The organism is Streptomyces sp. NPDC036815, from assembly GCF_055609205.1.
On sequence record NZ_JBVJPW010000032.1, the window covers coordinates 22,997 to 49,600 of the forward strand.

22 protein-coding genes and 1 pseudogene are annotated in these 26,604 nt (G+C 70.6%); 14 read left to right on the top strand and 9 right to left on the bottom strand.

The window, feature by feature from the left end; genetic code table 11:
* Positions 1-581 precede the first annotated feature (581 nt).
* The 3 genes from ACZ69I_RS36995 to ACZ69I_RS37005 all read left to right on the top strand — a co-directional run bounded on the left by ACZ69I_RS36995 (position 582) and on the right by ACZ69I_RS37005 (position 5,881).
* Positions 582-1,040 carry a transposase gene (locus tag ACZ69I_RS36995; protein WP_470836888.1) on the top strand — a complete coding sequence of 153 codons (459 nt, stop codon included), beginning with the start codon at positions 582-584 and terminating at the stop codon, positions 1,038-1,040.
* A 207-nt stretch (positions 1,041-1,247) separates the two neighbouring features.
* Positions 1,248-1,592, top strand: coding sequence for a hypothetical protein (locus tag ACZ69I_RS37000; protein ID WP_470836934.1), 345 nt, complete (start codon positions 1,248-1,250; stop codon positions 1,590-1,592).
* A gap of 17 nt (positions 1,593-1,609) precedes the next feature.
* Positions 1,610-5,881: a tetratricopeptide repeat protein gene (locus tag ACZ69I_RS37005; RefSeq protein ID WP_470836890.1), complete on the top strand. Its 4,272-nt coding sequence runs from the start codon at positions 1,610-1,612 to the stop codon at positions 5,879-5,881.
* An 87-nt stretch (positions 5,882-5,968) separates the two neighbouring features.
* Here ACZ69I_RS37005 and ACZ69I_RS37010 read toward each other — a convergent pair whose 3' ends face one another.
* Complete coding sequence (locus tag ACZ69I_RS37010) at positions 5,969-6,229, bottom strand: tetratricopeptide repeat protein (protein ID WP_470836891.1); 261 nt, start codon at positions 6,227-6,229, stop codon at positions 5,969-5,971.
* Between the two features lie 197 nt (positions 6,230-6,426).
* Positions 6,427-6,936 (bottom strand): hypothetical protein, encoded by a 510-nt coding sequence (locus ACZ69I_RS37015; protein WP_470836893.1) that lies wholly within the window; start codon positions 6,934-6,936, stop codon positions 6,427-6,429.
* 1,229 nt (positions 6,937-8,165) lie between these two features.
* Here ACZ69I_RS37015 and ACZ69I_RS37020 point away from each other — a divergent pair.
* The 4 genes and pseudogenes from ACZ69I_RS37020 to ACZ69I_RS37035 all read left to right on the top strand — a co-directional run bounded on the left by ACZ69I_RS37020 (position 8,166) and on the right by ACZ69I_RS37035 (position 12,157).
* Positions 8,166-9,281 (top strand): annotated as a pseudogene (locus ACZ69I_RS37020) (IS110 family RNA-guided transposase).
* Positions 9,282-9,313: 32 nt separating this feature from the next.
* Positions 9,314-10,612 carry a bifunctional 3-oxoadipate enol-lactonase/4-carboxymuconolactone decarboxylase PcaDC gene (gene pcaDC / locus ACZ69I_RS37025; RefSeq protein ID WP_470836894.1) on the top strand — a complete coding sequence of 433 codons (1,299 nt, stop codon included), beginning with the start codon at positions 9,314-9,316 and terminating at the stop codon, positions 10,610-10,612.
* 60 nt (positions 10,613-10,672) lie between these two features.
* Positions 10,673-11,347: an MBL fold metallo-hydrolase gene (locus tag ACZ69I_RS37030; protein ID WP_470836896.1), complete on the top strand. Its 675-nt coding sequence runs from the start codon at positions 10,673-10,675 to the stop codon at positions 11,345-11,347.
* Positions 11,348-11,377: 30 nt separating this feature from the next.
* The gene (locus ACZ69I_RS37035) at positions 11,378-12,157 is read left to right on the top strand and encodes an exodeoxyribonuclease III (RefSeq protein WP_467678634.1); all 780 of its coding nucleotides are present in this window, start codon (positions 11,378-11,380) and stop codon (positions 12,155-12,157) included.
* Positions 12,158-12,170: 13 nt separating this feature from the next.
* On the opposite strand, the gene ACZ69I_RS37040 is transcribed toward ACZ69I_RS37035, so the two are convergent.
* From ACZ69I_RS37040 to ACZ69I_RS37050, 3 genes are all read right to left on the bottom strand, one after another.
* On the bottom strand, positions 12,171-13,949 hold the full coding sequence (locus tag ACZ69I_RS37040; RefSeq protein WP_470836898.1) for an SGNH/GDSL hydrolase family protein: 1,779 nt from the start codon (positions 13,947-13,949) through the stop codon (positions 12,171-12,173).
* 190 nt (positions 13,950-14,139) lie between these two features.
* Positions 14,140-14,799, bottom strand: coding sequence for a response regulator (locus ACZ69I_RS37045; RefSeq protein WP_470836900.1), 660 nt, complete (start codon positions 14,797-14,799; stop codon positions 14,140-14,142).
* A complete protein-coding gene (locus tag ACZ69I_RS37050) occupies positions 14,796-16,085 on the bottom strand; it encodes a sensor histidine kinase (protein ID WP_470836902.1) in 1,290 nt (429 codons plus the stop codon). The genes ACZ69I_RS37045 and ACZ69I_RS37050 overlap by 4 nt, the downstream gene beginning before the upstream one ends.
* A gap of 133 nt (positions 16,086-16,218) precedes the next feature.
* Between ACZ69I_RS37050 and ACZ69I_RS37055 the strand changes: the two genes are divergently transcribed.
* Both ACZ69I_RS37055 and ACZ69I_RS37060 read left to right on the top strand, forming a co-directional pair.
* Complete coding sequence (locus ACZ69I_RS37055) at positions 16,219-17,130, top strand: ABC transporter ATP-binding protein (RefSeq protein WP_470836903.1); 912 nt, start codon at positions 16,219-16,221, stop codon at positions 17,128-17,130.
* The gene (locus ACZ69I_RS37060) at positions 17,127-17,987 is read left to right on the top strand and encodes an ABC transporter permease (RefSeq protein WP_470836905.1); all 861 of its coding nucleotides are present in this window, start codon (positions 17,127-17,129) and stop codon (positions 17,985-17,987) included. The genes ACZ69I_RS37055 and ACZ69I_RS37060 overlap by 4 nt, the downstream gene beginning before the upstream one ends.
* Positions 17,988-18,008: 21 nt before the next feature.
* Here ACZ69I_RS37060 and ACZ69I_RS37065 read toward each other — a convergent pair whose 3' ends face one another.
* A complete protein-coding gene (locus tag ACZ69I_RS37065) occupies positions 18,009-18,461 on the bottom strand; it encodes a PRC-barrel domain-containing protein (protein WP_470836906.1) in 453 nt (150 codons plus the stop codon).
* The gene (locus ACZ69I_RS37070) at positions 18,458-19,282 is read right to left on the bottom strand and encodes a PRC-barrel domain-containing protein (RefSeq protein WP_470836908.1); all 825 of its coding nucleotides are present in this window, start codon (positions 19,280-19,282) and stop codon (positions 18,458-18,460) included. The genes ACZ69I_RS37065 and ACZ69I_RS37070 overlap by 4 nt, the downstream gene beginning before the upstream one ends.
* A 526-nt stretch (positions 19,283-19,808) precedes the next feature.
* Between ACZ69I_RS37070 and ACZ69I_RS37075 the strand changes: the two genes are divergently transcribed.
* The 5 genes from ACZ69I_RS37075 to ACZ69I_RS37095 all read left to right on the top strand — a co-directional run bounded on the left by ACZ69I_RS37075 (position 19,809) and on the right by ACZ69I_RS37095 (position 23,584).
* Entirely contained in the window at positions 19,809-20,252 is a 444-nt protein-coding gene (locus ACZ69I_RS37075) for a DUF6278 family protein (protein ID WP_470836910.1), read from the top strand.
* 114 nt (positions 20,253-20,366) lie between these two features.
* Complete coding sequence (locus ACZ69I_RS37080) at positions 20,367-21,110, top strand: amino acid ABC transporter ATP-binding protein (RefSeq protein WP_470836911.1); 744 nt, start codon at positions 20,367-20,369, stop codon at positions 21,108-21,110.
* Positions 21,111-21,140: 30 nt separating this feature from the next.
* Positions 21,141-22,046, top strand: coding sequence for a glutamate ABC transporter substrate-binding protein (locus tag ACZ69I_RS37085; RefSeq protein WP_470836913.1), 906 nt, complete (start codon positions 21,141-21,143; stop codon positions 22,044-22,046).
* Between the two features lie 9 nt (positions 22,047-22,055).
* Positions 22,056-22,700: an amino acid ABC transporter permease gene (locus tag ACZ69I_RS37090; protein WP_467678657.1), complete on the top strand. Its 645-nt coding sequence runs from the start codon at positions 22,056-22,058 to the stop codon at positions 22,698-22,700.
* Positions 22,697-23,584 carry an amino acid ABC transporter permease gene (locus ACZ69I_RS37095; protein WP_467678659.1) on the top strand — a complete coding sequence of 296 codons (888 nt, stop codon included), beginning with the start codon at positions 22,697-22,699 and terminating at the stop codon, positions 23,582-23,584. The genes ACZ69I_RS37090 and ACZ69I_RS37095 overlap by 4 nt, the downstream gene beginning before the upstream one ends.
* A 51-nt stretch (positions 23,585-23,635) precedes the next feature.
* On the opposite strand, the gene ACZ69I_RS37100 is transcribed toward ACZ69I_RS37095, so the two are convergent.
* Both ACZ69I_RS37100 and ACZ69I_RS37105 read right to left on the bottom strand, forming a co-directional pair.
* The gene (locus tag ACZ69I_RS37100) at positions 23,636-25,261 is read right to left on the bottom strand and encodes a CocE/NonD family hydrolase (RefSeq protein WP_470836915.1); all 1,626 of its coding nucleotides are present in this window, start codon (positions 25,259-25,261) and stop codon (positions 23,636-23,638) included.
* A gap of 116 nt (positions 25,262-25,377) precedes the next feature.
* Entirely contained in the window at positions 25,378-26,568 is a 1,191-nt protein-coding gene (locus ACZ69I_RS37105; RefSeq protein WP_470836917.1) for a L,D-transpeptidase, read from the bottom strand.
* Positions 26,569-26,604: the final 36 nt, after the last annotated feature.

The window sequence follows — 26,604 nt, forward strand, 5'->3', positions numbered from 1 at the left end:
TCACGCGCTCGTTTTGACAAAGCCCCAGCTCAGCCAGTGCCTCCAAAGGAGCTACACCCAAGTCTTTTCCGGCCACGACGGTCGGCTACCGTCGGCTGCTCGCCTGGGCTCGCAAGTTGGGCACGGTGCGCCGGGCCGGAGTGGAGGGCACCGGTACCTTTGGCGCGGGCCTGTCGCGCTACCTGCTGGCGCAGCAGGTCGTGGTGTTCGAGGTGAACCGGCCCGCCCGCCCGGCTCGTCGACTGCTCGGAAAGTCGGACCCGCTCGACGCACAGCCGACGCGCGGGCCGTGCCCAGCGGTCGCGCCCGGGCCCGGGCGAAGACCGGCGACGGTCCGGTGCAGAGCGCCCGGATGTTCAAGATTGCCAAGGATTCCGCGGGCAAGGCCCGTACCCAGGCGATCAACCAGCTCAAGGCTCAAGGCCGTCCTGGTCGTAGCCGACCCGGTCCTGCGGGAGCCACTATCCGGCCTGGGCAACCGCGCACTGTTCCGCATCTGCGCACGCCTCAGCCTGCGCGAGGGCGAGGCAGGTGGGAGTGATGAGGACCCTTTAGCCGAGGCCACTCTCATAACGCTGAGCATGCTGGCTCAGCGCATCGAGCAGCTCACCGGGCAGATCGACGAGCTGAATCAGCGACTGACCGGGCTCGTTGAACGTCATGCCCCGCAGCTGCTCGGGCCGGTGGGTATCGGCCCGGACTCCGCTGCCGCGCTCCTGATCACCATGGGCGACAATTCCGAGCGGCTGAGCACCGAAGCGTCTTTCGCCGCGCTATGCGGCGTCAGCCCCATCGAGTACTCCTCGGGCGGCCGGAGCTCGCGCCGACTCAACCACGGCGGCGACCGGCAGGCGAACGCCGCTCTGCACCGCATCGTTTTCACCCGCCTGCGCCACGATCCGCACACCCAGGCGTACTACGAACGCCGCACCCGGGAGGGCAAGACTCGGCGTGAGATCATCCGATGCCTCAAGCGATATGCCGCCCGCGAGGTCTTCAACCTGGTCAGAACGGTCTCTGCAGACCCCCCGTTATTGTGACATGTGAGGACCCCCGTCGGCTTGCTCCGACGGGGGTCCTGCGTAGACGGGACCTAATACGACTACGCTCCGGCGGGGTGTCGTTCACCGTCGCACGGATCGTTCGAGGTATGACCACGGACAACCCGGACCGTCGGAACCAGTGGCAACGGAATGAACGTCCTTGTTATACCTGCGGAAAGGCTGGCCAGGGGGAAGGTGGACGGCATGATACGGCCGTGGAAGATCGTGCTGATCATGGTCGGGGTGGCCTGCATCGCGGCGACGCCGATGGTGTGGTTGCTGAATGGCTCGGGGACCGGTGAGCTGGTCGGGGCGTCGTTGCAGGTCGGCACCGGGGTCGCAGCGCTGGTGTGGGCGTGGCTGCAGCCCTGGCAGGGGGACTCGGCCACGGATACCGGCCAGGCGAATGCGTCCGGTGGTGGGTCGGCGCACACCGGGATTCGCAGGCCCGGTGGGGCGGGCACGGGATCGGCGCGGGTGGATCGGACTGGTGACGCGACGGCTGACGGGTCCGGCAGCAGTGCCGGTACCGGGATCGACTACAGCTAGTCTCGGGGAGCGGGTTGATGGAGGACGAGAACGGGTCCGGCGACGCCCAGCCGGGCGCTGAGGTGCGGGACAGCGGCGACGCCCGCGCGACGGACGGCGGCACCGCGATCACCGGAGTCAGCGCGGCGACGGCGGCTGGCGCGCCCGGCTCCGTCTCGGTCAGTGCGACGGGGGCGGCGTCCGCCTCGCACGGTGGGGTGGCAATCACTGGGTACGTGGCGGGCGATGTCCGTGTGACGCTGCCGTCCCTACCAGCCCGCTCGGTGCAGGACTCCGTCCTGCCTCGCGAACGGCGCTCGCGCCTGTTCGGGCGCGAGGCGGAGATCTCCGCCGGCCTCGACCCGCTAAAGCGTGCGGGCGACGGCCGGGCGGCTGTTGTGGTGACCGGAGCTCCTGGCATCGGGAAGAGCGACGTCGCCCTGCGCATGTCCCGGCTGGCCGCGGAGCGGTACCCGGACGGCCAGTTCCACATCAATCTCGCGCTGTCGACCGGACCCACGGACCTCGTGTCGTCGATACTCCATGCGCTCTATCCGCCCGAGCCTCCTCTGCCGGACCGCCGTGACCAGCAGCTAGCGCTGCTACGGAGGACGCTCGCCGACAAGCGCGTTCTGCTGCTCGTCGACGACATCGTCTCGGAAGAGGCGCTCCTTGAGATCCTCTCCATCGACGGCCCGTTCGCGCTGGTGGGGACCAGCCGAGTCAAGCTCAGCGGACTGAGCGGCCTAGTCCGCCTCATCGATCTCGGTCCACTGCCGGCCGCGCCCAGCGAGGAGCTCGTACGGTCGGTCGCCGGCCCCGGCCGGCTGACCGGCAAGCAGACGGCCGCGCTGTCCGCGGCGTGTGCCGGTCACCCGCTCGCCCTGCACATCGCCGCGGCGCACCTGGCCCGTCGGCCCCGCGTGAACGCCGACCGCTACCTGTCCGAGATCACCAACCCCGACCGCAGCGTCAAGGCCCTCGTCGCCGGCCAGACCGCGCTGCAGCCCGTGTTCCAGCAGAGCTTCGACGCGCTCGAACGCGACCAGGCACAGGTTTTCTCCGCGCTCGGCGTCCTGCCGCACATGTCGTTCACTGTCGACGTCGTCGCCGCTGGCATCGCACGGCCACCGCTAGAAGAGCTCGACGAAGACAACCTCACGGACACGGCCGCGCTCCTCGACACCCTGGTCGAACTCAACCTCATTGAGCAGCTCGACGACGACCGATTCGTGATGCACGAAATTCAGCACCGCTTCGCCCGGCTGACGTCCGCGCAGTGGTCAGGGAAGCAACGGGCGGATGTCGTCCATCACGCCTGTCTCGTCACAGCCGCCCGCGTGCGGTCTTCTACCGATGCGATCGGTTTCCTGGACGAAGAGGCGACCGTCCCCGCCGAGAGCAGTACCGAAGCGTTGCGGTCGCTGGACGCGGACCGTCCTGGCGCAGTTGCGCTCGTCGAGACGGCCCGGCAGTACGAGGCATGGGACCACCTGCTGCTTCTCGCCTTCGCGCTCACCGAGCACCTGCGGGTTGCCAGTCACTGGAAGGATCTGGACCGCGTCTACCAGTGCGTACAGGAGGCCGGGGAGCTGGCCGAACACACCAACTGGACGGCCACCGCGCTGTACAACCGGGCCGTGGTTGCCGGGCACCTCGGCGAGAGCCAGGATGCGGCTGACCTATTCCACCGTTGCGCCGAAACGGCGCGCGCGGCCAACGATGCCGAGCACCTGTTCATGGCGCAGCTCGGCCTGGGGACGCTGCTGATCAACCTGGGCCGGCCTCGCGACGCCATCCAGTACCTGCGAAGCGGACTGCACTACTGGCGGACCGTCGGGCATCGTCAGGCACTCGCGCTCGCTCTAGGCAATCTGGGCCAGGCGTACCTGGCGGTCGGACAGACCCGCAGGGCCGAGAACTACCTGCGCAACAGCCGGGACCTGAGCCGGAGCAGCGGCTTGGGTGAGATGCTCGCCACCCGGTCGATTGCCAAACTGCTGAGCAGCACGGGCGGCCAAGCGGAGGCGGCGGAGGAGTCCGTCCGGGACATCGAGCGGGCACGGGCAATCGGCAGCCGAGAGTGGGAGGCGCGGGCGCTGATGGACCTCGCGGCGGTCCCGGCCAGTGCCCGGCCGGAGTCGGCTCCTGCGGAGCCGCTCGAGGCCGCTCTCTCCATCCATCAGGAGACTGGTGACGTGCAGGGCCAGGTCCGGGCGTTGTTCCGGCTCGGTGAGGATGCCGCGCACCGCGCTGACCTCGACCGGGCCGCGACCTACCTCGCGCAGTGCGCCGAGCTCGCCATCGGAATCGGCGACCATCAGCATGCGGCGCGTTCCCTGACCTATCTCGCCTCGTACAGCGGCGGCATCGGGCATCACGAGACCGCGGAGTCGCAGTTCAAGGTCGCGTCGGACATGGCCCAAGAGTCCGGTAGCCCGGTACTTCAAGCAGATGTCCTGCGGGAGCGAGCCCAGTTGCTGTGGCACCGGGGGAGGATCGGAGACGCCGTCCGCCTACTGACCGAAGCGGAGCAGTCTCTCGCCGCTACTGACGAGAGTCGGGCGCTCGCCCAGGTGCGGGCGGCGCTGGGCGAAGCCCTGGTCGTCGCGGGGCAGTGGCAGGACGGCGCCCGCATGCTGCGGTCGGTAGTCTCCGACTTCAGCGACGCCGCCTCCCCCCGCACCCGGGCCCGGGCGACGCGCGCCCTGGCCGTCCTCCACTCGCGACGCGGCCAGCACACCGAAGCCCTGTCTGCGATCACCACGGCACTCAACGACTGCGAGCGACACGACGACGTCAACGGCGTCCTGCACTGCCGGATGGCACTGGGCAACATCCACGCACGGGCCGGGCGGTGGGCCGAAGCAGCCGATCAGTACGAACAGACCGCGCGAGCCGCTGCCGAGCACAAAGATCTCCATGTCCTCCTCTCCGCCCGCGCGCAGGCCGCGACATGCATGCTGCATACCGGCAACCGGGACGAAGCCGTTGCTCTGATGACCAAGAACATCCCGCTCGCCGAAAAGCTCGGCATGGACAGCGTGCTGACATCCCTCCACACCAACCTCGGCGCTTGCCACGCCGAGGCCGGCGACCACCCCGCCGCGGCCGCGTCCTTCCGCACGGCCCTGCAGATCACCGAACGTCTCGACGACGGCCCCCTGCGCGCCACCTGCCTGTTCAACTTGGCCCGTGCCGAGAAAGCCCTCCACGCGCCGGAGGCCGCGCGTTCCCGCGCCCGGCGGGCCTTCGCGCTCCACCAGGCGCTCGGCAACTGGCCGGAGGCGGGCGAGACGCTGGTCTTCCTGGGCGCACTCCACCAGGAGACGGACCCGGACGGCACCGTGCCCAGCCCCGTGGAGCTCGTGGGCGACACGCCAATCGACCTGCGCGTCCTCGAATCACTCCGCGCTCGCGTCCTCCGGGACGGTCGCGACGACGCCGTGGCGCCGTCACCTAACCTGCCCCGGCTGCGCAGCGTGCGGATCTCCGCCACCGTGCAACAGGCGTTGTCCGCATTCGACCTGGAGTCGCTCACGCTTCGGTACGCCACCTCCCGGCAGTACTGCACTATGTGCAACCTGATCATCGACGAGTCCGGCGAGGCCGAACTCCTCTACCTCCGCCACCCGGATGTCCACCACCCGATGCTCCGGCTCGCGCACACCCACTGCCACCTCTCCGACGTGATCGAACTTACCGGCCCGGCCCCCGATCGCTCCCCTGATCGCTTCGACGCCGAATGCATCCTCTTCGGCGGCGACCGTGCCGGAGTCGTCCTCGACTGCCACGGCGGCTGGGGAGCGATCAACGGCAGCCGTCGCATCGAGGACGTCGCCCTCCGGCTCTTCCTGGAGTCGGGCTTCACCAACCTGCGCACCCTGTACACCGAAAACGGGGGCAAGCCCCTCGACCCCCGCGAACTGCCGCCCGTCTCCGACCGGGACCTTCAGGCCCGCCTGGTCGACAACAAACTCACCCTCAGCAGCCCCCACGGCGACCTCCTGCCCGGGCTGCCGCTCAACTTCTTTCCTCACTGGTACGAGCGGACCCACCAGGGCTCGCTGATCGTCGTCGCCGGCCGGAACCTTCCGGGCATGGTGGCGGACGACCCCACGCACCTCAACCGCGCCATCCTCCTCGGGCAGGCTGTTGGCGCAGCCGTGCCGCTCACGGTGGTGCGGCCACGCAGGAATGCGCCGTGTCCATGCATGATGCGGCGGGGGCGGAAGTTCAAGCACTGCTGCAGTGGGCGGGAGGGGAGGGCGGTGTCGGCGAGCGGGGGTGATGTGACCGCCCGGCCATGATGAACCTCGTTGTCCGTTGCGATCGGCGACTGCGGCGAGTTTGATGCGGACGTTCGCTGCGACCAGATCGTCCTTGTCCCGCACCCGCTAGCTGTCCCGCAGCGCCCGCTCCAACAGCGGCACCGCCCGTGCCGGATCAGGCACCGACAGATAGGCGTAGGTAGGGGAGTTGCGCGAGGACAACTCATAGGGATGGTCCTCGCCCATGACTTTCTCGAACACTCCCAAGGCTCGACGGATATATGCCATAGCCGACAAGGACAGTCCTTGGTACGCAAGGCAGAGGCCGGAAGTAAAAAGAATTCTGGCGACACCGGCTTCGGCGCCGCCCTCGGTGTGGTCGGCCAACACGCCTATGCGGGCCCGAAGATCTCGCTACAAAGGCCATGTTTCAGAGGTATGCGGTGTGCGAGGCAGCACGTTTTTCAATTGGCTGATTGCCAGTTCACGGGGCTCGGGAATGAGGTCCGCAGTGCGACGTCGATCGTCGGCGTCTCCAGTGCTTGCAATGCTCTGCACGAGGCTCCTGGCTGTGCGGGACGGGCCTATTCGTTGACGATCCCGGTGATGGCGGTGGATCCGGGGCCGGCGGCCTCCGCGTCTCCCGTGTGCGTGACCTTCGACGGGCCGGGTTGGCTACTGCTGGCGTTCCGGATTCCAGTGATCGCGCTGCTGCCGTCGCGGGCCGTCGCGTTGCCGGTGTCGATGGCCGTGTCGCCGACCGAGGCGGTGAGGGACTCAAGGAGCGCGCGCAACTCTGCTGCCGCACCGGACTGTTCGGTCCCTTCGAGGCGGTCCAGCAGGGCCTCGAACCGTCCGGCCCAGAGCCCTTCCTGCCGTGCCCGCTCCGCGCTGGCATCGCCTGACAGCGGGGGCGCCAGGGCTTGCGCGGTGCGATCGAGCCGCACGAGCTCCGCCCTCACGCGCTCGGCGTCACCGCGGCCGACCAACTCCGCGGCACGACGCTGCGTCACGGGCCAGATCGCGGTACCCACGGCCCGGACCACTGCCCGTCCGCCTTCTGTCGCCAGTGCCGTCAGCTCTTCAAACAGCATGCTCGCCCCCATTCGCGGCCGCACGCCGCAGGACAACCTCTCACGACTCACCCGTGTACACGTTCGGAATTGTCGAGAAGTTTCCGCGGCGACAAGGGCGCGAGCGCGTGCCGCATCTCCGAACGGTCCGACAGGGCCACAGCCTGACTCGCCCGCTGATTGTGCACAGCACCGGATCCAGCGCCCTCGGAGGGGCCAGGGGGAACGCGGCGAGCTGCCGAGTACATGAGCACGGGGGGCAGTTCGGTGCCTCGGGAGTGCGACAGGCGCGCCCAAGTTGAAGTAGGGCGGCACGAGAAGCAGGTCCCGGCCGCCGATGTGCACGTGGCGTGCGACGGGATCGTCGACTATGAGGATCGGAGGACACCAGCGCACGCCGTCGGACAGGCCGCGCAGGGGGGCCGCCGATGCCGTCGTCGAGCATCGTCGGTCGCGGAGGAAACGGTCGGCTCTCCGTGACTCCATGGCAGAGTGCTGCTGCAGACGATCGAAATCAGGCGGTGGACCAGTTCCGGGGTGCACGTCGCGGGCATCGACCGCCGACGGCAGAGGGCTCGGGCACCGCTCGTCTGGGCGAATTGCGCGGGATCAGCGTGGGCTCAGCGTGAGTTCGCGTACCGGCGCCCTCAGCCTTGTGTTCTCGGGAGATCCTGCTAGGCAAGTTGCAGTCCTGCGGCGACATCACCGCTGCCTCGGTCGTGTGCCAACCCGAACGATTGTCGCCGAGCGCGGCGCGTGCCCTGCGTTCCGCCTCCTCACGTACCGGGGCGAGTTCGCGGGTGCCGTGCCGCGGATGGCCCACCGTGCCCCAGAGGGCGAGCCCGGCGGAGCTGGTCGGCGGCGGAGCCTCTGCCCACGAGCAGCCCCGCCCTCTGAACGCGCCACTTATCTTCGTGCGCTGTTGTGGTCGGCTGCGATCAAGTTTTGGGTGTTGCGTGAGGGGGATTGAGCATGTTCTGCGGCCCCTGAGCGGGGGTGGTAAGGGGGCGGGAGGATGGGTGGGTGCTGTCCCGGGTCTGGGGTCTGACTCATGACATTTCTGACCGAGGTGTCCTGGTGTCACAGTGTCGGCTGTTGGCCGGGGATGGTGCGTTGTCGGTGCCGGGCTGGCGGGGTGTGTCCCGATAGGGGCCTGTCGAGTGTTGTGGCGTCCTCACGATTCTGACCGTCTGACGCGACCCGGTACCGGCGACGCGACATGTCATCGGACCGGAAGGAGAGGAACGGGCATGTCCAGTTCGATCGTGCCCAGTACGTTGCCTGCTCCCAAGACCCGCCGTCGTCGCCCGGCGGGGGAGGTGGTTCTGGGAGTGGATACGCACCGGGATGCCCACGTAGCCTCGGTGCTCTCCATGACGGGGGCAGTCCTTGCCACCGACGAGTTCCCGGCCACCGCGGCGGGATACCGAGCTCTGCTGAAGTGGGCCAGGAAGTCGTGAGCCGTGAGGCGGGCCGGGGTGGAGGGGACCGGCTCTTTTGGGGCGTCCTTGTCGCGCTATCTGCTGGCTCAGGGCGTGGACGTGTTTGACGTGAATTGGATGGACCGGGCGGATCGTCGGCGGCGCGGTAAATCGGATCCGCTCGATGCTCAGAACGCGGCGCGAGCCGTGTTGAGCGGGCGGGCCCGAGCCCGGGCCAAAACGGGCGACGGGCCGGTGCAGATCGCGAGAATGTACAAACTCACGAAGGCATCGGCCGTCAAAGCCCGCACCCAGGCCATCAATCAGCTCAAGTCCGTGCTCATTACTGCTGATCCCGCTTTACGGGAAGAAATGGCCGGACTGGGCAATGCCGAACTCCTCCGTACTTGTGCGCGGTTCGCGGACGCGAGCAGTTGCGAGGAGATCGGCGAGGAGTCGGTGCTGCAGGCCACTCGGATCACGTTGGGTTGGCTGGCTTGCAGGATTGGACAGCTCTCCGAGCAGATCCGGGATGTGGAGACTCGTCTTGCCCGGCTCGTGGAACGGTATGCCCCGCAGCTGCTCGACGTGGTGGGGATCGGCCCGGACACGGCGGTCACGTTGCTGATCACGGTGGGGGACAATCCGGAACGGCTGGACAGCGAGGCGTCGTTCGCCGCGCTGTGCGGTGTCAGCCCTGTCGAGCGCTCCTCGGGACGCCGGCAGTTCCGTCGCCTCAACCGCGGCGGTGATCGGCAGGCCAACGCCGCGCTCCATCGCATCGTGTTCACCCGTCTGCGGGTCGACCCGCGCACTCAGGACTATTACCAGCGCCGGATCAAGGAGGGCAAGACCCGTCGCGAAATCATCCGTTGCCTCAAACGCTACGCTGCCCGGGAGGTCTTCCACCTGGTCAAACAGCTACACCCAGCACCCCGCTCATAGGGGCTGTCGTGACAGATGAGAGGGTCTGGCGGGTGAGTGAGACACCGATGAACACCCTGCAATACCGCTTTGACGGGCCGGAGGACGCCCCGGTCCTGATCCTTGGTGCCTCACTGGGTACCACCTGGCATATGTGGGATCGGCAGATACCCGAGCTGATCCGGCAGTGGCGGGTGTTCCGCTTCGACATGCCCGGTCACGGCGGCGCGCCCGCCCACCCGTGCGGGTCCGTCGGCGAGGTCGTCGACCGGCTGCTCGCCACGCTCGACGAGCTCGGAGTGCACCGCTTCGGGTACGCGGGCTGCGCCTTCGGGGGCGCCATAGGCGTCGAGCTCGCGCTCCGGCACCCGCAGCGCGTCGCCTCGCTCGCGCTGATCGCCGCCTCGCCGCGGTTCGGCACGGCCGACGAGTTCCGCCAGCGCGGCGTGATCGTGCGCTCCAATGGGCTCGATCCCATCGCCCGCTCCGCCCCCGACCGCTGGTTCACGCCCGGCTTCGCCGCCGCCCAGCCCGCCATCACCGACTGGGCCGTGCAGATGGTGCGCACCACCGACCCGGGGTGCTACATCGCCGCCTGCGAGGCGCTCGCCGCGTTCGACGTCCGCGCCGAGCTGGGCCGGATCGGCGTGCCGACGCTGGTGCTCGTGGGCTCCGAGGACCAGGTCACCGGGCAGGGCGAGGCGCGCACGCTGGTCGCGGGAATTCCTGACGCGCGGCTCGCCGTCGTGCCTGGCGCCTCGCACCTCGCGCCGGTCGAGCAGCCCGCCGCCGTCACCGACCTCCTCGTACGCCACTTCTCGTCGGCCTGGCAGCCCGCCGCCGACGCGACGCTCGGCCAGTCGGCCATCAGCGCGCCGCCCGTCAAGCCCGTCATCGCCCCGCCGCCCGTCGCGCCCGTCGGCGAGATCGCCGCCATGGAGCAGCCCGAGGCCGTGCCGGGCACGGTGCGACCGGACGCGTACGACGCCGGGATGAAGGTCCGCCGCGAGGTCCTCGGTGACGCGCACGTCGACCGGACCCTCGCCGCCGCCGACGAATTCTCCGAGGACTTCCAGGAGCTCGTCACGCGCTACGCCTGGGGCGAGGTCTGGAACCGTCCCGGCCTGGACCGCCGCTCCCGCAGCTGCGTCACGCTCACCGCGCTCGTCGCGGGCGGGCACCTCGACGAGCTGGCCTTCCACACCAGGGCCGCGCTGCGCAACGGACTCACCCCGGCCGAGATCAAGGAGGTCCTGCTGCAGGCCGCCGTCTACTGCGGCGTCCCGGCGGCGAACTCGGCCTTCCGGGTCGCGCAGGCCGTGATCCGTGAGGAAACCACGCCGCAGGAGTAGGTGCAGGTGCAGGTGCAGGTGCAGGAGGAGCGGGAGTCGCGGGGGTAGCAGAATGGGAGCATGACGACTTCTGCCGACAGCCGGTCCGCCCGCGCGAAGAGCACGACGTTCACGAAGAAGTCCCACGCGTGCGTGCGGCTCGAAAAGGACGGGCGCACGCTCGTCGTCGACCCCGGCGGCTTCAGCGAGGAGGACGCCGCGCTCGGCGCCGATGTCATCCTCGTGACGCACGAGCACCCGGACCACTTCAGCGAGGACCGGCTGCGGGCCGCCATGGAGGCGCGCCCCGGCGCCGAGATCTGGACCCTCAAGTCCGTCGCGGACCAGATCTCCGCGGCCTTTCCCGGGCGCGTGCACACCGTCGGCCACGGTGACGCCTTCACGGCCGCCGGGTTCGACGTCCAGGTGCACGGCGAGCTGCACGCCGTGATCCACCCGGACATCCCGCGGATCACGAATGTCGGGTATCTGGTCGACGGCTCGGTCTTCCACCCGGGCGACGCGCTGACCGTCCCCGACCACCCCGTCGAGACGCTGCTGCTGCCCGTCATGGCCCCGTGGAACAAGATCTCCGAGGTGATCGACTACGTACGGGAGGTCCGGCCGATGCGCGCCTACGACGTCCACGACGCGCTCCTCACCGACCTCGCCCGGCCGGTCTACGACCACCAGATCGGCTCCCTGGGCGGCACGGAGCACCTGCGTCTGACGCCGGGGGAGTCGGCCGAGCTCTGACTGTCGGTGGCGCCCGGTAGGTTGGAGAACATGCGCATCGCCACCTGGAACGTGAATTCGATCACCGCCCGTCTGCCGAGGCTCCTGGCCTGGCTGGAGAGCACCGGCACCGACGTGCTGTGCATCCAGGAGACCAAGACGACGGCCGAGCAGTTCCCCGCCGCCGAGCTCCGCGAGCTGGGGTACGAGTCGGCGGTGAACGCGACAGGGCGGTGGAACGGCGTCGCACTGGTCTCGAAGGTCGGCCTCGACGACGTTGTCAAGGGCCTGCCTGGCGGCCCCGGGTACGACGGCCTGGACGAGCCCCGCGCGATCTCCGCGACCTGCGGCCCGGTCCGCGTCTGGTCGGTGTACGTGCCCAACGGCCGCGAGGTCGACCACGAGCACTACGCCTACAAGCTCCAGTGGTTCGAGGCCCTGAAGGCGGCGGTCGCCGAGGACGCGGCGGGCCCGCGCCCCTTCGCGGTCCTCGGCGACTTCAACGTCGCGCCGACCGACGACGACGTCTGGGACCCCTCGCTCTTCGTCGGTGCCACACACGTCACCCCGGCCGAGCGCGCCGCTCTCGCCGCCCTGCGCGAGACGGGCCTGACCGACATCGTGCCCCGCCCCCTCAAGTACGACCACCCGTTCACGTACTGGGACTACCGCCAGCTGGGTTTCCCCAAGAACCGCGGCATGCGCATCGACCTCGTGTACGGGAACGGCCCCTTCGCCAAGGCCGTCTCCGACTCGTACGTGGACCGTGAGGAGCGCAAGGGCAAGGGCGCGTCCGACCACGCCCCGGTCGTGGTCGACCTCGACGTGTAGCGCGCCCGGTGGACTACGGCACGAGCAGCCGCAGGTCCACCGACTCCGCCAGCGCGGCGAGCCCCGCGTCGCCCGGATGCAGATGGTCCCCGCTGTCGTAGGCGGGCGAAAGCCGCTCCGGATGCGCGGGGTCCCGCAGGACCGCGTCGAAGTCGAGCACGGCGTCGAAGTCGCCGCTCCCGCGCAGGTAGGCGTTGGCGGCCTCGCGCTGCGCGTTCGCGGCCGCCGTGCAGAGCGATTCGCCCTCACAGGGCGCGATCGTCGCCGCCACGGCCCGCAGCCCGCGCGCGTGGGCGCGGTCCGCGATCTCCCGCAGACCGGCGGTCAACTGGTCGGCGGAAGCGCCCCACCGCACGTCGTTGATCCCCTGGAAGACGACGACGGTGCGCGCCGACGTCTGGGCGAGGACGTCCCGGTCGAGGCGGTGCAGGGCGCTCACGCCGCCCGTGTCGGTGGAGACGCCGTCGCCGGGGTAGCGGTCGGCGACCACGCGGTTCGCGGAGATGCCCTGGTTGAGCACGCCGTAGCGCGGTACTTCCGACTGGTTCAGGAGCCGGGTGGCCAGGACGTTCGGCCACCGTCGGTCGGCGTCCGGCGTCGACTTCACGCCGTCCGTGATCGAGTCGCCGAGCAGCACCACGGAGCCGGGTCCGCCGCCCACGTCGACACCGGTGAGCAGTGGCCACGTCGTGATCGTCGAGGTGTACGCGGCCGGGGAGCCGTCCGCCGTGTGGTCGCCCGGGGTGCTGACGTAGGACCGCTGGAGCGCCTGGCTGTGCACGGGCGCCGTCGTCACGGGTCCGGGCAGGTGGAAGCTGACCAGAAGGCTGGTGTCGGCGGGCACGTCGAAGTCGAGGGGATCGCTGAACACCTGGGCGCCCGCCGGGATCTCCGTACCGGGAGCGCCCCGGAAGGACAGCCGCCGCGGCTCGCCCCGGGCGCCCGCCCCCGCCTCCCGCACCGCCACCGTCGCCCCGCCGATCCGCACCGGAGCCGCGGCGAAGGTGTTGTCGAGCCGGACGCGCACCCGCGGCCCGCCGGTACTGGTGTGCACGACGAGCCGCACGCTCCGGTCGGCCCAGGGCCCCACCGCTGTGTACCCGGCGGTCGACGCCGACCAGGTGCCCGTCCACCCGCGCGTCTCGGCCCGCACGGACACCGCGAAGACATGCAGGTCGGGGGCGCCGGGGTCGCGGGGCAGCCGCACCGAGGCGACCTCACGCCCGCGGGCCACCGGCACCGTCACCACGTACAGCCGTGCCCGCTCGGCGAGTTGGCCGCCGGGGGTGTTGACGTGGGGGAGTGCGACGGACTTGGTGGCGAGCGGGCCCGAGCGCCAGTCCGGGGCGGTGAGCCGGTAGCCGCCGCGCGAGCCGTCCCGGTACTGGACCGTGCCCGTGCCGCTCGCCTCGCCGCGCGTGCCCGCGACCAGGAAGGCCAGCGCGTTCCCGCGGCCGCGCACCCGCACCGCCTGCCCGTCGGCCCGTACGTTGTCCGGTGCGCCCGGCGCGGTCCGCGGCCAGGTGAGCCGGGCCCCGTCGACGGCCAGGGACCGCCCGGGAGTCCAGCCCGCGGCGGCCAGGTCCCGCGCGGACAGTGAGCTGCCCGAACCGTCGAAGTCCGCGTCCGCGGGGCGGTCGTCCGCGCTGACCGCCCGGTTGTCGAAGAGCCGCTCCAGGGGGAGCGGCCCGGGTCCGGCCGCGGCGGCGGTGCCGGCCTGTGCGGATGCCGTCGGCAGGAGCCCCGTGAACAGGGCGAGCACGGCGGCCGCTCCCCAGATGCGTCGGCGCACGGCAGATCCTCCCGCGTGTGATGGCCCGATGATGAGCGGCGGGCGACCGGTCGATGAGTGAGGTCGAAGGGTGGTGGTCGATGGGTGATGACGGATGCGCCATGAAGCTAAGGAGGCACCGGAGGCGCGTCAATGAGGGGCGCGTGAACACGACGCGAACTCGCCGGGCACACCGGTGGCGCGCAGGCTCTCAACGCGCCGTCGACACCAGCCCGTTCTCGTACGCGATGATCACCAGCTGCACCCGGTCCCGGGCGCCGAGCTTGGCGAGCAGCCGGGTCAGATACGTCTTGGCGGTGGCGACGCTGAGGCAGAGCTCCTCGGCTATCTCGGTGTTCGAGAGGCCGCGGCCCACCAGCGTCAGGACCTCGCGCTCGCGGTCCGTGATGCCCGCGAGCGGCACCCCGGCCGGCGCCGCGGACGCGGGCCGCTCCGCGAACTCCCTGATGAGGCGGCGCGTGACGCTCGGCGCGAGCAGCCCGTCACCGGTCGCGACGGTTCGCACCGCCGCCAGGATGTCGTCGAGGGCCATGTCCTTGACGAGGAAACCCGCCGCGCCCGCGCGCAGCGCCCCGTACACGTCATCGTCGTCGTCGAACGTGGTCAGGACGACCACGTGCGGGGGAGCCGGGCCCGACGTGATCAGCCGGGTGGCCTCGATGCCGTCCATGCCGGGCATCCGGATGTCCATCACCACGACGTCCGGGCGCAGTTCGGCGCACCGGCGGACCGCCTCGTCGCCCGACGCGGCCTCGCCCGCGACCTCGATGTCCGGGGCCTCGGTGATGACCATGCTCAGGGCGGTACGGACGAGGGGCTGGTCGTCGACGAGCAGGACGCGGACCGTCATCGGGCACCGGCCGTGAGGGTGCTCGCCGTGACGACACCGGCCGTGTCGGGCAGCGGCAGCCGGGCGCGCACCCGGAAGCCGCCGCCGGGGCGGGGCGCGGCGCTGAAGTCGCCGTGCAGCAGGGCGACCCGCTCACCCATGCCGACCAGCCCGTACCCGGTGTCCGGGCTCGCTCCGGCGCGGTGCGCCGCGGATTTCGCCCGGCCCCGGCCGCGGTCCTCGATCTCGATGACGACCTCCTCGTCGCGGTACTCCACGGACACCGTGCAGGCCGTGGCGGCCGCGTGCCGCACCACGTTGGTGACCGACTCCTGGATGACGCGGAACGCCGACAGGTCGATGTCCGGGGGCAGCGCCCGCCGTTCGCCCCGCCACGTCACGTCCACCCGCACCCCGGCGGCCGTCGTCGACGCGGCGAGCCGCGCCACGTCCGCGAGGCCCTCGGCCGGGCCGCGCGGCGTCGACTCCCCTGCCCCGACCGGGCGTTGGCCGGGCTCGCTCCCGCGCAGCGCGCCCAGCATCCGGCGCAGCCCGGCCAGGGTCTCCCGGCCCGCCGTCTCGACCGCGGTCATCGCCTCCCGCGCCCGGGCCGGCTGGGTCTCGACGACTCGCGCCGCCGCGCCCGCCTGCAGGGCGATGATGCCGATGCTGTGCGCCACCGTGTCGTGCATCTCCCGTGCGATGCGCAGCCGTTCGGCGGTGACGGCCTGTGCGGTGGCCTGCGCGCTCAGCCGCTGCGCGTAGGCGCGGGCCCGCCGCACCGAGTCACCGGCCAGCCAGGCCACGGCGGCCGTCAGGGAGTAGATCCGCCAGTCCGACCAGCTGGTGCTCACGGTGTGCGGGAGGTGCAGCGGGAGGCCGAGCAGCTGCCGGAGCAGCGCGTGGGCGGGCAGGACGCAGAGCGCGAGGAGAACGGCCGCGCGGCGGGCGCGGGCGGTGCCGGTCGCCACGATGTAGCCCGCGGCGATGTCGATGGCCACGTACTGGAGGAAGGTGATGCCCGTCTCGTCGATCGCCAGGGTCGCGCCGAACGAGCAGCAGATCAGCAGCCCGAGCGCCGTCATCGGGCGGCGCTCGAGAAGCCGCGCGGTGAGCAGTACCGTCCCGGCGGCCACGGCGACGACCACCCATTCCAGGGGAGCGGGCCCCTCGTTCGCACTCGTCGGCATCAGCGGGAACCCGGAGTATGACCGCGCGGCGAACGCCATGCCGAGCAACCAGGCGGCGGCGGCCCACACGCCCGGCGGGGCGTACCTGAGCAGGGACACGGGCGGGGAGGCGGTCATGGGCCGATCGTAGCCAGGCCGGTGCGTTCGGACATCGAACCCCGGTCGTACAACCCGGGTCGACATCCGTCACCGGCAGGTGTCAGCGCCGGTCCGACGACGGGCGGGGGTGGCGCGCGGCACCGTGGTCCCCGTGATCGAAGTCGACGAACTGACGAAGCGATACGGCGCCAAGACCGCGGTCGACGCGCTCAGTTTTCAGGTGCGCCCGGGGCTCGTGACCGGGTTCCTCGGCCCGAACGGCGCCGGGAAGTCCACCACCCTGCGCATGATCCTGGGGCTCGACGCCCCCACCGGCGGCTCCGTCACCGTCGGCGGGCGGCCGTTCCGCGACCGGGCGCGAGGCCTGCGCCACGTCGGCGCGCTCCTCGACGCGGGCGACGTGCACGGCGGCCACACCGCCCGCGCCCATCTCCGCGTCCTCGCCCGCGCCAACCGCATCCCGTGCCCCCGGGTCGATGAGGTCCTCGCCGAAGTCGGCCTGGGCGACGCGGCTCGGCGCCGCGTCGCGGGCTTCTCGCTCGGCATGCGCCAACGCCTCGGCATCGCGGGGGCGCTCCTCGGCGACCCGCCGGTGCTGCTCTTCGACGAACCGCTCAACGGCCTCGACCCCGAGGGCGTGCGGTGGGTCCGCGGCCTGTTCCGGCGCCTGGCCGCCGAGGGCCGCACCGTGTTCGTCTCCAGCCACCTCATGTCCGAGATGGAGCACACCGCCGACCAGCTGATCGTCATCGGGCGCGGCGCACTCATCGCCGCGGAGAGCCTCACCGCCTTCGCGGCCCGTTCGGGCGACGCCACCGTGACCGTACGGGCGCCCGACGCTCCCTCGCTGGCGCCGCTGCTGACCGCCGCGGGTGCGTCGGTGGCCGCAGACGGCGACGGACGGCTCGCGGTGAGCGGCCTCCCCGCGTCCCGCATCGGTGAACTCGCCCTGGACCACCGGATCGCGCTGCACGAACTGACCACGCGGACGGCCTCCCTGGAGGAGGCGTTCATGGAACTGACCGCCGACAGCGTCGAATACCCGGCAGGAGACTCCCGATGACACCGCCGCCATTGCCATTGCCACGGCAGCTGCCACTGCCGCCGTCACCCGCCGAGCCGCGCCCCCGCTTCGGCGACCTCGTCGCCGCCGAGTGGCTGAAGCTCCGGTCGTTGCGCTCCACCGGCTGGTCCCTGCTGCTGGCCGGACTGGCCGTCGTCGCCCTCAACGTCGGTACGGCGTACGACACTTACCACTACTGGTCGCGGGACGACGCGGCGGGTGGCGCCCGGTACATCCGCGACGGCATCCCGTTGCAGCAGGCCTTCACCGCGAACGCCATCCTGGTCCTGGTCCTCTCGGCCGGAGCCGTCGGCGCCCTCTCCCTCGTCGCGGAGTACCGGACCGGACTGATCCGCACGACGTTCGCGGCCGTCCCCGCCCGGCGGCCGCTGATGGCGGCCAAGGTCATAGTGACCGCCGCCGTCATGACCGCCTTCGGGGCGGCGGTCGCGGGCAGCTCCTTCTGGCTGACCCAGGCGATCCTGTCCGGCAGGGGCGTGGGCGTCCCGATCGGCCACCCCGGCGCGTGGCGCCTCGTCGTCGCCTCCGCGCTGCTCGCGCCGGTCTCCGCCGTGGCCGGTCTGGCGCTCGGCGCCCTCCTGCGGCACAGCGGCACCACCCTGGTCGCCTCGTTCGTCCTGCTGCTCCTGCTGCCCGTCGTACTCGCCGACGACCGCCACTGGACGGCGGTCGTCGGGCACGCCATGCCGTACCAGGCGTGGCTGCGCCTCGCGGGCCAGGGCGGCGTCGACACGCCTTACCCGTGGACGCCCGCGGGCGCGTGGCTGGTCCTCGCGCTCTGGCCGGTGGTCGCGGCGGCCGTCGCCGTGTTCACCGTGGACCGGCGCGACGCGTGAGCCCCGGGGGAGGACGGCCCGTCAGGCGCCGCCCACCGTGCCCACGCGGATCACCACGGCGTACGAGCCGACGCCGAGCAGGTGGGCGCCCGGGATCCGGTCGCCGCGCGAGCCGTGGAGGGTGTCGACGCGGCCGGACGCGGGGTCGAAGGCGACGTCGGCCAGCGTCCCGATGGTGTCGCCCAGCTCCGTCAACAGGCGTTTGCCGAGCAGGTTCTGGCGGTCGGAGGAGTCCGCGGAGGTGAACCGGGCCGCCGTGGGAGCTCCGACCACGACCGCGTCGGGCCCCACCGCGTGGACGTCCGCCCAGGCGACGACGTCACCGCCGTCCTTGACGCCCTCCAGGCGTACGGCGGTGATCAGGGCGCCCTCGGGCCCCTCCGGTTCGACGACGAGCCCGGCCACGGTGCCGATGTGCGCGGCGTCCGACGCGCTGACGACCGGACGTCCCACGGTCTGGCTGAGCAGCATCATGAGGTCCGCTCCTCACCCGCGGCAGCGGGCCCGGGCGGTCCGGCTAGCCCGCCCGTCCGGGTGGGCCGTCCCGTCCCAGGATGCTCGCGCGTCTCGTGCGGCCCGACCGTATCGCCGGACCCTCCTGCCCCAGGGTGCGCACGGGTCTCGTGCGGTCCGGCCGTGTCGACGGGCCCAGCCGCCTCGGTGGGCCGTCCCGTCCCCGGGTGCCCACGGCTCTCGTACAGCCCGATCGTATCGCCGGGCCCAGCCGCCTCGGTGCGCCGGATGCGCCACACCGCCGCCGCCAGCTCGCCGAGCTCCTCGACGACGTGCTCGGTGTCCCGTGCCGGGACCATCAGCGTGTCGCCGGTCATGGCGGGCCGGCCGCCGAGCGGCAGGAAGACCTTGCGCTCGTGCCGGCCGAGGGCCTCCGTGGAGGTCATCTCGACGCCGACCACCCACCCTTCCCGCCCGGCCTCGATCAGCACGTCGAGCACCGTGCCGACCTGCACCCCCTGGTCCGTGAGCACGCGGGCACCGCGGATCAGGCCGCCCGAGGCCTCCTCCGAGGAGGCGACCGCCGACTTGTCCGCCAGCGCCTCCGCCGAGGTGATCATCACGGCGTCGGAGCCCAGGGCGTGGACCGCCGCCCACGGCAGGCTCTTGCGCATCGGACCGGAGAGGAGCCCCCGCCCGGCCAGCGTGAACCCGGCGATCCGGCCCCCCGCGCCATCGAGCACGACGTCCTTGACCTGGGCGACCGCTTCGCCGCCCAGCGTGACCACCGGCCGTTTGGTGAGATCACCGGCCGCGAGCACCGCGGGCAGGGGCGCCGTCATCGCACCCTCCCTCGCCCGGGGCGCCGACCGCGCCGCACCACGATCACTCCGCCGCGCCGCCGCCGGGCCTGCACGCCGACCACCGCGGCGGCCAGCAGACCCAACACGACGACCACGGCGACCAACCACGCCCACCACACCATCGTCCACCTCCCGGACCGACCCGGATCCGACCCTCAGGTACTCCCGGGTACCCCTTCCGGGCGAACCGTCACCTCCGGAGCGAGGCATGCGGCGTGGGCGACCGGCTACGGGTGCTCCGGCTCCCCCTAGAAGCTCCCTCGAAGAGCCCCTCGAACAGCTCCCTCGAACAGCCCCCTCGGCGAGCGGACGCTCGCCCAGCGCGCCCCCGAAGGGCCCCGCGAGATCCACAGCCCAATTCGCCCGATTCCGTGATCAACTGAAGCAAGATACATTCGTGGGATTACAAACATCGGCACCCCCCGGGCGACGGAGGTTGGCGCGGCAGGCCCGGGGGCACGAGAGGGAGATGATCTCCCGCGACCCCCCGACGGAGAGGCCGATCATGAACATCCCGTTCCTCGACAAGTGGTGCAGACGGCACTCCGCGACCGATCCGGCCGAGGGGCTCGCGGCCGCCTTCCAGGAGGATCCGGACGGCGTCGGCGACCTGCTCTCCGAGTGCGAGCTGCTGCGCTCCCAGGCGAGTGCCGCCGGGCTCGAACTCGACGACTCCCCGGCCTCGTTGGCGGCCCTCGACCAGCTTCTGCCGCGCTGGCGCGACGACCCCGAGCTGCTGCCGTGGCTCGGCAACGACGCGGGGCTCTACCTGGGTTCCGTCGTGGTGCGGACGGTGCCGGGCGCGACCTGGCACGTCTGGCCCGGCGGCAGTCCCGTCGTCCGGCTGAAGACCGGCCGGGACATCCCGGTCGTCGCGGCGGGGCTCGACTGGGCGGTCCACGGGGCGCCCGAGCTCTCCCAGGTCTACGCGGAGGCGTCCGAGACGTAACCCGAATTGCCTCAAATACGGTTAATGCCCATAAGTGCGTGTCGTCCAGTAAGTCCCGTTTTCACGTGGATAGTTTGCGCGGACGTACACAGCTGAGAGTGGGCAGGTCTTGCCATGGCCGTCGATCCGTTGATCGAGCTGCGTGATGTGAACAAGTACTACGGAGAGCTGCATGTCCTCCAGGACATCGACCTCACCGTCGGCAAGGGGGAGGTGGTCGTCGTCATCGGCCCGTCCGGGTCGGGCAAATCGACACTGTGCCGCACGATCAACCGGCTCGAGACCATCCAGTCGGGCACCATCAGACTCGACGGGCGGCCACTGCCCGACGAGGGGAAGGCGCTCGCGAGGCTCCGCACGGAAGTGGGGATGGTCTTCCAGTCCTTCAACCTCTTCGCGCACAAGACCGTCCTCCAGAACGTCTCCCTCGCACAGGTCAAGGTGCGGGGCCGCAAGAAGGACGAGGCGGACAAGCGCTCCCGGGAGCTCCTGGAGCGCGTAGGCCTCTCCGCACACGCCGAGAAGTACCCGGCACAGCTCTCCGGCGGCCAGCAGCAGCGCGTGGCCATCGCCCGCGCACTGGCCATGGACCCCAAGGCGCTGCTCTTCGACGAGCCGACCTCGGCCCTCGACCCCGAGATGATCAACGAGGTCCTCGAAGTCATGCAGCAGCTCGCCCGCGAGGGCATGACCATGGTCGTCGTCACCCACGAGATGGGCTTCGCCCGCTCCGCGGCCAACCGGGTCGTGTTCATGGCCGACGGCCGCATCGTCGAGGACCGGACCCCCGAGGACTTCTTCACCCACCCGGAGAGCGAGCGGGCCAAGGACTTCCTCTCCAAGATCCTCAAGCACTGACGGGGGGACGTGTTCGTGAAGCGACACACCATGCGTACGACACGCCTGCTCGCGGCGCTCGCCCTCGCCGCCTGCGCCGCCGCTGCCTGCGGCAAGGAGGGCAGCCCGCCCACCAAGGGGCCCGCGGCCGAGGAACTGCCCAAGTACCGCGTGGCGACCGGCTTCCAGCTGCCCGCGTCGGGGACCTGGAAGAAGGCCAGGAGCCGCGGCCGTTTCATCGTCGGCGCCAAGGAGGACCAGCCCTACCTCGGCGAGAAGGACCCGGCCAGCGGGCGCTACTCCGGCTTCGACATCGAGATCGCCAAGATGATCTCGGCCTCGCTCGGCCTCGACCCGGCCAGGATCCAGTTCAAGACCATCGCGTCGGCCAACCGCGAGACCGCCCTGCAGAACGGGCAGATCGACTACTACGTGGGCACCTACACCATCAACGACAACCGCAAGAAGCTCGTCGGTTTCGGCGGCCCCTACTACATGGCGGGCCAGGGTCTGTTGGTGCGCAGCGACGAGGACGACATCAAGGGCCCGCAGGACCTGGCCGGCAAACGCGTCTGCTCGGCCGCCGGGTCCACGCCCTACCAGCGGATCCAGCAGGACTACCCGAAGGCCACCCTCGTCGCCTACGACACGTACTCGGTCTGCGTCGACAACCTGCTGACCTATCAGGTCGACGCCGTCACCACCGACGACGCGATCCTGATCGGCTACGCGGCCAAGGTGCCCGACGAACTCGAAGTGGTCGGCAAGCCGTTCTCGAAGGAGCCGTACGGCATCGGCGTGCCCCGCGGCGACAACGCCCTCCGGTTCGCCGTCGACGACGCCCTGGCGGCCGGTGAGAAGAACGGCGACTGGAAGAAGGCGTACGACGCCACGCTCGGCCTCTCCGGGGTCCCGGCGCCGAAGCCGCCCGCCATCGACCGCTACCCGGCGAGCTGAGGAGGCGTCGTGGACGTACTGACAGACAACTTCTCCACGTTCGGCAAAGGCTTCCTCGGCACCGTCGAACTGACCGTGTACGCCTCGGTCCTCGCCCTCGTGCTCGGCTTCGTCATGGCCTCGTTCCGGGTGGCACCCGTCGGCTCCTTCCGGGCGTTCGGCACGGCGTGGGTCACGGTCCTGCGCAACACCCCGCTCACGCTGCTCTTCTTCGCCGTGCTGCTCGGGCTGCCGCGCTTCGGTCTGGTGCTGCCCTTCAAGGTGTTCGCGGTGCTCGCCCTCGGCTGCTACACCTCCGCGTTCATCTGCGAGGCGCTCCGCTCGGGCATCAACACCGTGCCCAAGGGGCAGGGCGAGGCGGCCCGGAGCCTCGGCATGTCCTTCGGCCAGACCCTGTCCGTGGTGGTCCTGCCGCAGGCCTTCCGGTCGGTCATCGCACCGGTCGGCTCCAACCTCATCGCGCTCGCCAAGAACTCGGCGATCGCGGGCGCGTTCAGCGTCACCGAGCTGCTCGGCACGTACAAGACGCTCAACGAGCTGGGCTACAACATCATCTGGACGTTCGTCTGGATCGCCGTCGGCTACCTCGTCATCACCCTCGCCATCAGCGCGATCTTCAATGTCCTCGAAAAGCGCTGGGGAGTCGCCCGATGAAAGCCCTCTCCCACGATTCCACCGCCCTCTACGACATCCCGGGCCCCAGAACCGTCCGACGCCACAAGCTGTACGGGGCGATCTCCACCCTGATCGTGCTCGCGCTCGTCGGCTGGATCCTCTACCTGCTCTTCGACACCGACCAGTTCACGTCGACGAAGTGGACGCCCTTCGAGTACAAGGGCATCCAGGAACTCCTCCTACGCGGCCTCGGCAACACGCTCAAGGCCTTCGCGATCTCCGCGGTCCTCGCGCTCGCGCTCGGCGGCCTGCTCGCCATGGGCAGGCTCTCCGACCACCGGCCCGTGCGCTGGGCCGCCACACTCGTCGTGGAGTTCTTCCGCGCCATGCCGGTCCTGGTGATGATCTTCTTCGTCTTCGTGGCGCTGAAGGTCCAGCCGCTTCCCGCGCTGGTCGCCGGACTCACGCTCTACAACGGTTCCGTACTCGCCGAGGTCTTCCGATCCGGCGTCAACTCCGTGGAGAGGGGGCAGCGGGAGGCGGCCTACGCACTCGGAATGCGCAAGACACAGGTCATGGGACACGTCCTCGTACCGCAGGCCGTTCGTGCCATGTTGCCCGCCATCATCAGCCAGTTGGTGGTGGCCCTGAAGGACACCTCGCTCGGATATCTGATCACCTACGAGGAGTTCCTCCACGCCGGGAAGCTGATCGCTTCGAACCTCGACTACGATTTGCCTTTCATCCCCGTGGTCATGGTGATCTCACCGATCTACATCGGGATGTGCATGGTGCTGTCGTGGTTCGCCCAGTGGGTGTCCAGGCGTCAGCGGCGCAATCCCAAGACCGAGGCCGCGGACGTGGCCCCGGCGGAACCGGGGACGCTGCTGTCCGGGGGTCCCCCCACGCCTTCGGGGCCGTAGGGGGAGTGCAGCAGCGCGAAGGGCCAGACCCGATTCGGCAGCAGCCGGAGATCACTGCTCGCGCAGGGGAACGGACACGTACGACGGGTCCGCCTCCGGCGAGGAGAAGGTCAGCTGCGCGCCGGACGGGTTGTGCTCGATGTAGAGCGGGTCGACCGTGTCGACGACCAGGGCGAGCTTGTGCCCCGCCGGTACGTCGTAGGCCGTGGAGAACAGCTCCAGGTCCACGCCGAACGGCTTTCCGGGCGTCTTGCCGTGGAAGGTGTACGGCGCGTTGCTGACCAGCTTGCCGAGGCCGAGCGGCCCCACGTCGTAGAGGTACGCGACGAGGGTGCCGCTCTCCTCGGTGCTGGAGAGCGTCGTGTGCAGCTTCGCGGTCCCGCGCACCTGCTGGGCCGACGCGTACCGCTCCGACTGCCAGACGCCCGTGTAGCGGCGCGGGAGCAGCGGCACCGAGGCCATCGGCGGGATCTTCAGGAACTGGTCGAGGGCGTTGGAGAGGATGGCGATGCCGCCGTTGGCGCCCGAGTCGACGTTCGTGCGGATCGTGGTGGTGCCGCCCATCGCGATCTTCTTGCGGGTGGGGCCCACCGACTTCCAGTCCGGGTAGCCCTCGTAGTCTCCTTGCGAACGGGACTTGAGCTGGACCGGCTGCTCCTTGTCGATGCCGTTGTCCGCGCCCTTGAGGTAGTGGTCGAACCAGCGCCGCGTGGACGTCCAGGTGTCGTTGGGCAGGCCGAGCAGGCCCGTCGCCTCGGCCGTCGCGTGGTCGCCGGGGCGGAACTCCAGGCGCTTGGGGCCGGTCAGGCGCTCGTAGAACTCGGCGTACTGGTTGGGCGGGAAGAGCGTGTCGCCCCAGGCGTTGCCGAGCATGACGGCCGCGCCGTTCTCGTTGATCTGGTCGAGGTAGGTCGCGGGGGAGCGCTTGGCGCCCCACGCGATCATCTCGTCCTCCTTGTCCAGGTGGGAGCCGAGGAAGTCCTGCAGCGTCTGCTTGAGTTCGGCGCTCGGCCGGCCCGTGAGCGCGCCCGCGCCGCCGAGCAGGGCCGCCGCCTGGGCGTGCTGGGTGCGGCCGCTGTAGATCGAGTCGATGAGGTCGCCCCAGCCGCTCATGGCGGCGACGGCCTTGACGCGCTTGTCGTGCCCGGCGGCGAGCAGGCTGATGCCCGCGCCGTACGAGACGCCCGCCATGCCGACCTTCGAGGGGTCGGCCGGGGTGTTCTCCAGCGTCCAGTCGATGACCTTGGACGCGTCGGCGATGTCCTCGGGGCCCGCGGTCTCGATCTCGCCGCCGGACTGCCAGAAGCCGCGCGAGTTGTAACTGACCACCACGTAGCCCGCGTCGGCGAGCTTCTGCGCCTGGGCGACGTACTCGATCTGGGGCATGGCCCAGCTGGTGGGCAGCACGATGGAGGGGTAGCTGACGCCCGGTTTCGCGCCCGTGGGGGTGAAGACGTTGGCCTTGAGGACCGTGCCGCCGTCGCCGGGGATGTCGACGAAGCGCACGTCGGCAGAGGCGCCGGAGCTCGCGGCCGGCGGCGCGGCGGCCGGTGCCGCCTGCGCCGTCGGGGCGAGACCGAAGGCGGCGCCGGCGACGAGGGTCGCGGAGACGGCGCCGACGGTGGTGGTGCGCAGGGCGGTCGTGCGCGGGGCCCGGTGCGGGAGCGGAGCTCTCACGGATCACTTCCTCACTCGTTGAAAGTGCAAAGTGACCCGACGGTAACCGCGACCCTTTACCGGGGGTAACCCATCGGTAAGTTACGCCCCGGTAACGATAGTTGAAGAGGTGGCGACTACTTCAGCGCGCTCTTGGTCTGCCAGTCGGACCAGGAGAGGTTCCACTCGCCGTAGCCGTTGCCCGGGTCCGGGACGCCCTTCGAGCCGCTGCCGGTGACCTCGAAGGGGTCGCCCGGCTGGGCCTGGCCGTAGAGCCAGCCCGCGTCGCCGTCGCTCATGCCGATGCAGCCCGAGCTGTGGTTGGTGTTGCCGAAGTACGAGGCGTTCCACGGGGCCGCGTGCGCGTACATGCCCGACCAGGTCAGGCGCATCGAGTCGTCGACCATCTTGTTGTAGCTGTTGCTGCCGGAGAGCCCGACCGTCTCGGAGCGCATGTTGATCGTACCCTCCTTCGACATCAGGACGGAGGTGCCGCCCCAGGAGGCCTTCTCGCCGCCGGGGGTGCCGGCCGACATGGGCATCGACCGCACGGTCTTGCCGTCGCGCTTCAGGGTCGCCGTCTTGCTGTCCAGGTCCACCTTGACGACCTGGCTCTTCCCCACGGTGAAGTTCGTCGCGTAGTCCCGGACGAACCAGTCGTCGCCGCCCGAGTCGATGCCGTTCAGGCGGGCGTCCAGCTTCACCTTCGTGCCGGACTTCCAGTACTCCTTGGGGCGCCAGTCGACGCGGTCCTTGCCGTCGTAGTTCTTGATCCAGCCCCAGGACCCCGTGGTGCCGTTCGACGTCGTCACCTTGAGGGCCTTCTCGACCTCGGCCTTGTTGCGCACCGCGTGGTCGAAGGTGATCGAAAGGGGCTGGGCGATGCCGACCGTGGTGCCCTTGCCCGGGGCGAGGGTCACCTTGTTGACCTGGTCGGGCGCGGCCGTTCTGAAGGACGACTTCGCGCTGCCGCCCTTGTCCGTGCTGGCCTCGACCCGGTAGGCGGTGCCGGGCGCCACCGTGCGCTGCGAGGTCCAGGTGGTGCCGTTCGCGGACACCTTGCCGGGCAGCTTCGCGCCCTTGTCGTCGGCGACCGTCACCTTCTCCAGCCGGCCCTCGGCCAGCTTCACCGTGACCGGGCCGCCCGCCTTCGCCTGCTGTCCGGAGAGGTTCACCGAGATCTTCGGTTTCTCGGCGGCCTGTGCGCCGGACGAGCCGCTGCCGCCGGAACAGGCGGTCAGTGCGGCGGTGAGCACCGCGAGGCCCGCTGCCGCCGCGTGGCGGGTGCGAAGGGGGCGTCGGCGGCTCGAAGGGCTCTGGGGGGTCAAGGAACGTACCTCCGTGCGAATGTGGACTGCACGGAG

Coding starts and splice junctions, on each gene's coding strand:
- ACZ69I_RS37075 (WP_470836910.1), top strand. CDS start 19,809: ATGAACATCCCGTTCCTCGACAAGTGGTGCAGACGGCACTCCGCGACC.
- ACZ69I_RS37060 (WP_470836905.1), top strand. CDS start 17,127: ATGACACCGCCGCCATTGCCATTGCCACGGCAGCTGCCACTGCCGCCG.
- ACZ69I_RS37005 (WP_470836890.1), top strand. CDS start 1,610: ATGGAGGACGAGAACGGGTCCGGCGACGCCCAGCCGGGCGCTGAGGTG.
- ACZ69I_RS37000 (WP_470836934.1), top strand. CDS start 1,248: ATGATACGGCCGTGGAAGATCGTGCTGATCATGGTCGGGGTGGCCTGC.
- ACZ69I_RS37085 (WP_470836913.1), top strand. CDS start 21,141: ATGCGTACGACACGCCTGCTCGCGGCGCTCGCCCTCGCCGCCTGCGCC.
- ACZ69I_RS37015 (WP_470836893.1), bottom strand. CDS start 6,936: ATGCTGTTTGAAGAGCTGACGGCACTGGCGACAGAAGGCGGACGGGCA.
- ACZ69I_RS37030 (WP_470836896.1), top strand. CDS start 10,673: ATGACGACTTCTGCCGACAGCCGGTCCGCCCGCGCGAAGAGCACGACG.
- ACZ69I_RS37080 (WP_470836911.1), top strand. CDS start 20,367: ATGGCCGTCGATCCGTTGATCGAGCTGCGTGATGTGAACAAGTACTAC.
- ACZ69I_RS37050 (WP_470836902.1), bottom strand. CDS start 16,085: ATGACCGCCTCCCCGCCCGTGTCCCTGCTCAGGTACGCCCCGCCGGGC.
- ACZ69I_RS36995 (WP_470836888.1), top strand. CDS start 582: ATGCTGGCTCAGCGCATCGAGCAGCTCACCGGGCAGATCGACGAGCTG.
- ACZ69I_RS37045 (WP_470836900.1), bottom strand. CDS start 14,799: ATGACGGTCCGCGTCCTGCTCGTCGACGACCAGCCCCTCGTCCGTACC.
- ACZ69I_RS37070 (WP_470836908.1), bottom strand. CDS start 19,282: ATGACGGCGCCCCTGCCCGCGGTGCTCGCGGCCGGTGATCTCACCAAA.
- ACZ69I_RS37065 (WP_470836906.1), bottom strand. CDS start 18,461: ATGATGCTGCTCAGCCAGACCGTGGGACGTCCGGTCGTCAGCGCGTCG.
- ACZ69I_RS37035 (WP_467678634.1), top strand. CDS start 11,378: ATGCGCATCGCCACCTGGAACGTGAATTCGATCACCGCCCGTCTGCCG.
- ACZ69I_RS37095 (WP_467678659.1), top strand. CDS start 22,697: ATGAAAGCCCTCTCCCACGATTCCACCGCCCTCTACGACATCCCGGGC.